This is a genomic window from Wolbachia endosymbiont of Drosophila incompta (genome assembly GCF_001758565.1).
Classification (GTDB): domain Bacteria; phylum Pseudomonadota; class Alphaproteobacteria; order Rickettsiales; family Anaplasmataceae; genus Wolbachia; species Wolbachia pipientis.
Genome location: NZ_CP011148.1, coordinates 427249 through 434148, shown reverse-complemented (window position 1 = coordinate 434148; position 6900 = coordinate 427249). Strand labels below are relative to the sequence as shown.

Sequence of the window (6900 nt, the reverse complement as noted above, 5' to 3'; positions counted from 1 at the left end):
TGTCATCCTAGTACCCTCTGATGTCATCCGAGTAGCTGACACTGGGATCCAGAAATTAGATTCCAGCGTCACGCGCTGGAATGACGTAGAGGAGAGAGCTGCATCCTTAAACATTTCATTGATTTCTTTAACGGTCGCTTTCTTATCAGTCGTAAATGTAAAATCAACCATAGAAACATTGCTAACCGGAACTCTGACGGCAGTGCCATCTAGCTTGCCCTTTAATTCAGGAATTATAGAACCAATTGTTTTTGCTGCCCCGGTTGTAGTTGGCACCATAGATAATCCGCAAGCCCTTGCTCTAAGCAAATCTTTATGATTACCATCAAGAACATTTTGATCATTCGTGTAGGCATGTATAGTAGTCATAAAACCGCTTTTTATACCTAAACTGGAGTGTAGGACTTTCACAATCGGAGCAAGGCAATTTGTAGTGCAAGAACCTGCTGATATCACTTTATGCTCTTTTTCGAGCATATCGTCATTCACACCATAAACTATAGTGACATCAGCATCCGGAACTGGAGCAGAGACAATTACTTTCTCTGCATTGTGCCTTATTGCTTCTTCACGTTTATTGAATGCACCAGTACATTCAAGTATTACATCAACATTCCAAGGAATATTTTCAGGATTCCGTTCTCTATATAAAGAAAACTTTTTGCCATTTATAGAAATCCAATTTTGAGACTCATTAAAATCAATATCACCACTGAATTTGCCATGAACAGAATCATATTTAATCAAATGTGCATGCTGCTTTGCACTGAGCGATCCATTGACAGCTACAACTTCTATTTGTTTGCTATATTCTTCTATTTCGAAAATAGCACGCAATACGCCTCTGCCTATTCTACCCAGACCATTAATTCCTACACGAATCGTCATCTCTTCATTCAAAAAATTTAATTATAGAGGATATCACTTGATATTTCATTTTATTCTTTTGCTTTTCTATCGATATGAACATTATAGCAAGGAGACAGGGCTAAAAACTTGCTTGACAAACTCCGCCAGCCCCCTTATCATGAAACTGAAGCTATTGTATTTGCTTTCGCCAATCTGCAGATTAAAAGGTAAGGATTACTTAATGTATCGGCGTCTTATGTTTAATTTTTTGCAGTATATAGATACTGTATGTCTTTACAAAACTTCATCTACATCTAGATTTTTATCTAAATAAGCTGAACGCGCTTATAAAGCGTTACAAGACATCAAAAAATGCCAATACTTGACAGAGATAGTAAAAGACTAGCTAACTCGGGGATTCTTTGTCTTTTTTTCTGCTTGGTAAATTTCTTAAACATTTGCAGCGTAGGTTAGTTGCAATTAAAAGCAGCTAAATCTTGCTTGTCAAACGTTTAAAACATAAAAAACGCCAATATTTTAAAGCAGATAATAACCCCAGGGCTTCTTTTGCCTTTTTTTTCATTTGGTAAATTTCTTAATGTTTATAGCTAAAAGAGCCCAAGAGAGGTCAATGCCCCTGTGATGTCATCCCAGTGCTTGACACTGGAATCGCTTTATTATGCAGCCACTTGGTTGAAATTAAGTCTTCTGGATCCCAGTGGGCTTTGTTGCATCGCTAGCTATGATGGATTAAAGATAAAAAAGATAGGGAATATCAGTAGCTTATTATTCTGGTATTTATAACAAGAACGGTCAATGAATACCTAAATTTGAGTAAAAGAAATTTCACTACCATTTACCAATCCGGCTAAAATTCAAGAATTTCAATGCTTTAGCTATTTTCAATAGAATTAAATTTATTAATATAAATAACAAATTACTATTCTTAAATTTGATCAGATTGATTGCAAAAAAACAAGATTTTCAATAGGTTGCTTATAATCCTAACTATAGTTAGCCTTTCATAAGTAGCGATGCAACAAAGCCATCCCAGTATCAAGTACTGGGATGACAAAAAGGGGCACTCGGATGACAAGAGAAGGTACTGCCGTCATAAAGGAACCAGTTTCAGCTACTTTCATGACATCGTTGTAACATTGTACCATATTACAATTTAGCGTTTTTAGTAACTAAGAAAGTGCTTCCCCCTTTTAGAGCACTGCATATAATAGAATTATATCGCAGTGCANNNNGAAACAAAATTCCCAATACTACAGGAGGCTTTATGAATAAGAAATTTCTCTATTCACCATTGTCAATAAAAAGTATAGGAGAAAACGGTGTATTTTCTGGTTATGCGAGCGTTTTTAACATAGTTGATAAACAAAATGATCTGATATTGCCCGGAGCATTTAAGGAAAATTTAAACAGAAATAAAATAAAACTCCTTTGGCAGCATAATCCTGACGAACCTATAGGTAGTATCATAGATATTTATGAAAATGATGTTGGCCTGTATATAACCGCACATTTACTTTTGGGTATTCAGAAAGCAGAAGAAGTGTATTTGATGCTCAAAACTGGGGCAATTAACGGACTTTCCATCGGCTATATACCTATAGAGTATGATGTTGATCATAAAAGTGGAGCTAGAGTGTTAAAACAAGTGGAATTATGGGAAGTCAGTTTGGTCACTTTTCCTGCAAACTTGGCTGCTCAGGTAATCAATGTGAAAAATCAGAACAATGAACAGGGAGTGTTAGCAAGAGCGATAGAAAAAGCAAATGCTGTACTTGCAGACATGTACATTTCTGCTTAAAGTGTATTAGGCGGGCAAAGACTTTACCATAATTTGACACCTGCGTTAGTATTTGTTTAACATTTATACTAATATATATAACTTTATTACTATTAAAATTTTCTGTAAATTGAAGTTAAAAAATAAGGTAATTTTATGCTAAATATTAATAATAAGGTTAATTATGAAATTAATATTAAGCGAAAGGAAAAAAAATACAGCTGGTCTACTGTATTTGCTTGGTTATATCTAAAAACGATTGGACGAATATTGCCCAAGAGATGGAATAGATGGGCAGAAAATATTTTGTACTACGATAAAACTACTGCAAACAATGAAGTTCAAACTGATGCTTTTAAGACAATAGATGGAAGTGTTCAAGTTGACTTAAAACCTGAAGTTGTAGAGAAAGAGAGCCAAAGTGTAGTGATAAACAAAGATGGAGGGGTTCAGACTGATGGAGTAGCATTGATAACAGAGGAAGATGATGAAGCATTAGAAGAACAGCTGGAGGGCATAAATCAGGAATTAGAACTTGAACGTTTACAAAATGCTTCCTTAACAGAAGAAAATAGAGAATTACGATCTGAAATTGAAGGACTTGAAAAGAGTTATAAGGGACTTACAGAAGATGCAGGCGAACGAGAAGAGGAACTAACCAAATACAAACAAGATAAAAAAGCAATGCAGGATAAAGTTGATGAACAACAGAAAACTATATTTGATCAATACATGATAATAAGAAGAGAGCAAGGAGAAGAAATTGAAGCTACTAGGAAAGATAATGAAAGTCTGCAAGCACAAATAATAGAACTTAAGAGTAGGTTAAAGGACAAGGAGGATAAATTAATTGAATTGAATCAACAATGGCAAGCTAGCAAATTAGTGGCTTTACTTAAATCACAGACTGATAAATTGTGTCAGGCTAAAGACAAAAATACTGAATTAGAAAATAAAGTCAGTGACTTAGGTCATGAAAACAAAGCTCTACGATTAAGTGTGAATACATTGACTGCTCAATTGGGTGAAATGGAGAACTTGGGGAAGCAATTACAAAGTGTTCAAGAATCTAAACAACAATTGGAGATTGATTTAGAAGGTCAATTGAAAGCTGACACTAAGAAACTACAGGAAGCAAAAGAAGGTCAATTGGCTAAAAAGGCAGGTGCAGTGAGTACAGTATCTACTGCAAAATCAACTCTTTCAAAATTACGAAACTTGCCCAATAAGCTTTCTAGGGATAAGGGTCTCAATAACTTTTTATCTGGGAAAAACGAGGAGTTAAAAAAAGGTTTTCCTGAATTTAAAGAGAAACACTTTTGCCATAACGTGCTTAATGAAACTATAAAGTCTCTATCAAATCAAGATGATGGCAAATTTGAAAGCAGTAAGCTGCTTGAATTATTAGAAAGTAATTTGAAACAATCCGCAAGGGAGATCATAGAAGCTAAGGTTAAAGAAGTTGTCAACGAACATTGTAACATTGGAAAAAATATGGGTAAAGAACTACGAGATGACACGTTAAAAGCCAAGTTGTCACCTTCTGTTAGAAAATGCGTAAAAAAATTAGAATTTAACAAACAAGAAGGGGTAAATAAGATTGTAGACTCTATCTTGCACAGCTTTAATAGCAAGAATAATAATAATAACGACTCAGGAGAATTGCTTAAAGAAATTGTTACAGGAAAATTAACAGAGGCTAAAATGAAATGTTTTTCAAATAAGATTCAAGAGTTACAACTGGCATTAAGCATAAGAGATAAATTTTTATCTCCAGATCAGGGAATGTGTAATCAAACTCAAGGAGGAGTAAACGAATATCAATTAACAGAAAAAGCTAAAAAAGAACATATACCTAATTCCTCTATGAGTTCCCCTAATATTGCAAGCATACATTCATTGAACAGTCAGAAAGCAGTTAGAATAGGTTCTTAGCATAAAGCACCAGCTCCTCTTTTGTTAAAGTGTAGGAGCTATCTTCCCAATGTTGTTTTAGCAATTCCAAGTTTCTACCTAAACTTTTTCCTGGCTGGTGACCTATACTTATTAAATCATCGCCAGATAAAGGAAATTTTGGAATATTGAATGTGTTAGCAAATGAAATGTATTCATCAACATTTTCTCCAGACTCAACACCACAAATTTTCACTAAATCACAATATAATTCTCTACCAAATAAAGATATGTATTTTTTTTGCTCTTTTTCTGAGAGTTCTGTTTTGATATCGTTGGATAGTAAAAATAGCAGCTTTTTCTTTTGCTTGTTCGAAAGACGTAAAAATTTGCTTACATATTCTCCAAGACTTAACCTGTCATTTTTTTTAGTAGCCCTAAGGAGTAACGCTAATTTTACTAGTGCATCAGTGCCCAAAAGAAGTGGCGAAGACAGAATTTCGCATTTTACTTCTTTTGGGATAATCTTTTGCAAAACATCAGATTCTTGCATGCTCTTAAGTGTTGGAAAAGGATCATTGCACTCCAGCAATTTAAGTATTTCATCTCTTATTCTCTCTCCAGAGAGGTTTTGGATCATATGCGAATGCTTTTTGCATACGCTTAGTATTTCATCACTCAAATCTCCGACACATATTTTTGCATGAAAACGAAAAGCTCTTAGAATACGTAGATAGTCTTCTTTAATTCTATCTTCAGCGTTGCCTATAAAGTTTAACCTTCGCGCTTTTAAGTCCTCTATACCACCAAAGTAGTCATATATATGGCCATGCTTATCTGCATACAGAGCATTAAATGTAAAGTCGCGCCTTGAAGCATCCGCTTGCCAATTATTGGTAAATTCTACTTTTGCATGCCTACCATCACATTTCACATCATGCCTTAGTGTCGTAATTTCAAAAGACCTCTGATTTAGAACCGCAGTGATAGTTCCATGTTTTAAGCCAGTTGGAATAGTTTTTATATTACGGAGTTTTAGCGCTTTAATCGTTTGATTGGGAAGCAAATTAGTAGCTAAATCGATGTCGTGGACATCACGCTGCAAAATTGAGTCTCTCACACACCCGCCGACAAGCCTAGCCTCACCACCAAATTCCTCTATGGCATCAATAATTAAACTAGTCTCATGGTCAACTTGCATTTAGGTTAGTACGTACTGCAAGTTCATATTATATGAAATGCTTGCAAAAGCCCTATATAAAAATATACAGGGCTATTAAGATTTTACAAGTTGTGGTGCTCGTTGTTGATGAAATGGTTCTGCCATCGATTCCGTACCACATCTTAGTAAACTTGAAGGGTTTTGCTGCTCTATGCGCTGCTTTATATCACTAACGCACTGCCCTACAACATCACCAATTTTTCCATCAGCATTTTCTGCCAATAACTTATCAAATCCCTTTTCAACCTCTGCTCTCTCAGAGATATCCTTTGAAAGGTTACAATATTCTAAGATCTCGTCTAGCTGCAGTTTTTTTGCTAATAGGAAATCTTCTTGTTCTTGCTCTTGTTTAAGTTTGATTTTATTTCTATCAAGCAATGGTTCGAAATGCAATCCGCCTTTGTTTATTATATGCACAGTACTACTATCACCATAATCAACTTTATTGTATTCACCTGCACTTTTTGAACCTGAATTGTCTATTAATTCATGCAAAGACAGATCTTGGTTATCAACAGTCTGGTTCTCTATAACATGTAGCTTTACCTTATACTTTTCACAAAGTATTCTGCCTTCAACGTCAGGATCACCCCACCTACTGTTACGCATAATGTCTGCTGTATAATCATCTACAGTTTCACTACGGTGCTGGCCATTGTTATCATGACTATTGACAATTGCATTTGTAAACCACTTTGGTGGATTCTTTTGCGCAAATTCCCTACAATCATTTCTTAATTTTTCGGCAGTAACTTGCTCTCCTGTCTGTTGTTCTAGACTTTGCCTGAACGAGTCAAAAAAACAGCTTCCATTACCAATTGCTTGTCCTACATAGAAATTGTCAGGGTAAGGGTTACTATTTAAAAGAGTTATTTCTTGCCCTGAGATCCTGGGCCTTTTTATTCCAACCTCAACATCATGAAAGTCACTTGGTAGTTTCCGTTTCTTAGCTGTAGTCATAGTTTTACCTTAATTTAAGCTATATATTACTATACCAACAAAATTGTCAATAAGCGACTAATTAAGTATAGCAGAAATTTTTAAATTATGCAATAGTTATAATTTTACATAGCAAATATGAGTTTTAACTGCGGTATAGTTGGGTTACCAAACATAGGAAAATCAACCTTATTTAATG

Annotated in this window: 6 protein-coding genes; 3 read left to right on the top strand and 3 right to left on the bottom strand. The window is 34.9% G+C overall.

The features are described from left to right. The coding region (locus WG67_RS06060) for a type I glyceraldehyde-3-phosphate dehydrogenase (protein ID WP_458694986.1) at window positions 1–888 on the bottom strand (888 nt) is incomplete at its 3' end. Between the two features lie 1246 nt (window positions 889–2134). Here WG67_RS06060 and WG67_RS01910 point away from each other — a divergent pair. Then, entirely contained in the window at window positions 2135–2668 is a 534-nt protein-coding gene (locus WG67_RS01910; RefSeq protein WP_070357044.1) for an HK97 family phage prohead protease, read from the top strand. Window positions 2669–2803: 135 nt separating this feature from the next. Continuing rightward, entirely contained in the window at window positions 2804–4582 is a 1779-nt protein-coding gene (locus WG67_RS01905; protein WP_070356818.1) for a coiled-coil domain-containing protein, read from the top strand. Here WG67_RS01905 and WG67_RS01900 read toward each other — a convergent pair. Then, complete coding sequence (locus WG67_RS01900) at window positions 4566–5741, bottom strand: CCA tRNA nucleotidyltransferase (protein WP_010962599.1); 1176 nt, start codon at window positions 5739–5741, stop codon at window positions 4566–4568. The genes WG67_RS01905 and WG67_RS01900 overlap by 17 nt on opposite strands. Window positions 5742–5816: 75 nt before the next feature. Then, window positions 5817–6722: an OTU domain-containing protein gene (locus tag WG67_RS01895; RefSeq protein ID WP_070356817.1), complete on the bottom strand. Its 906-nt coding sequence runs from the start codon at window positions 6720–6722 to the stop codon at window positions 5817–5819. Window positions 6723–6839: 117 nt separating this feature from the next. Here WG67_RS01895 and WG67_RS08265 point away from each other — a divergent pair. Next, window positions 6840–6900: GTPase (locus tag WG67_RS08265; RefSeq protein WP_458695001.1), on the top strand; the 61-nt coding region annotated here is incomplete at its 3' end.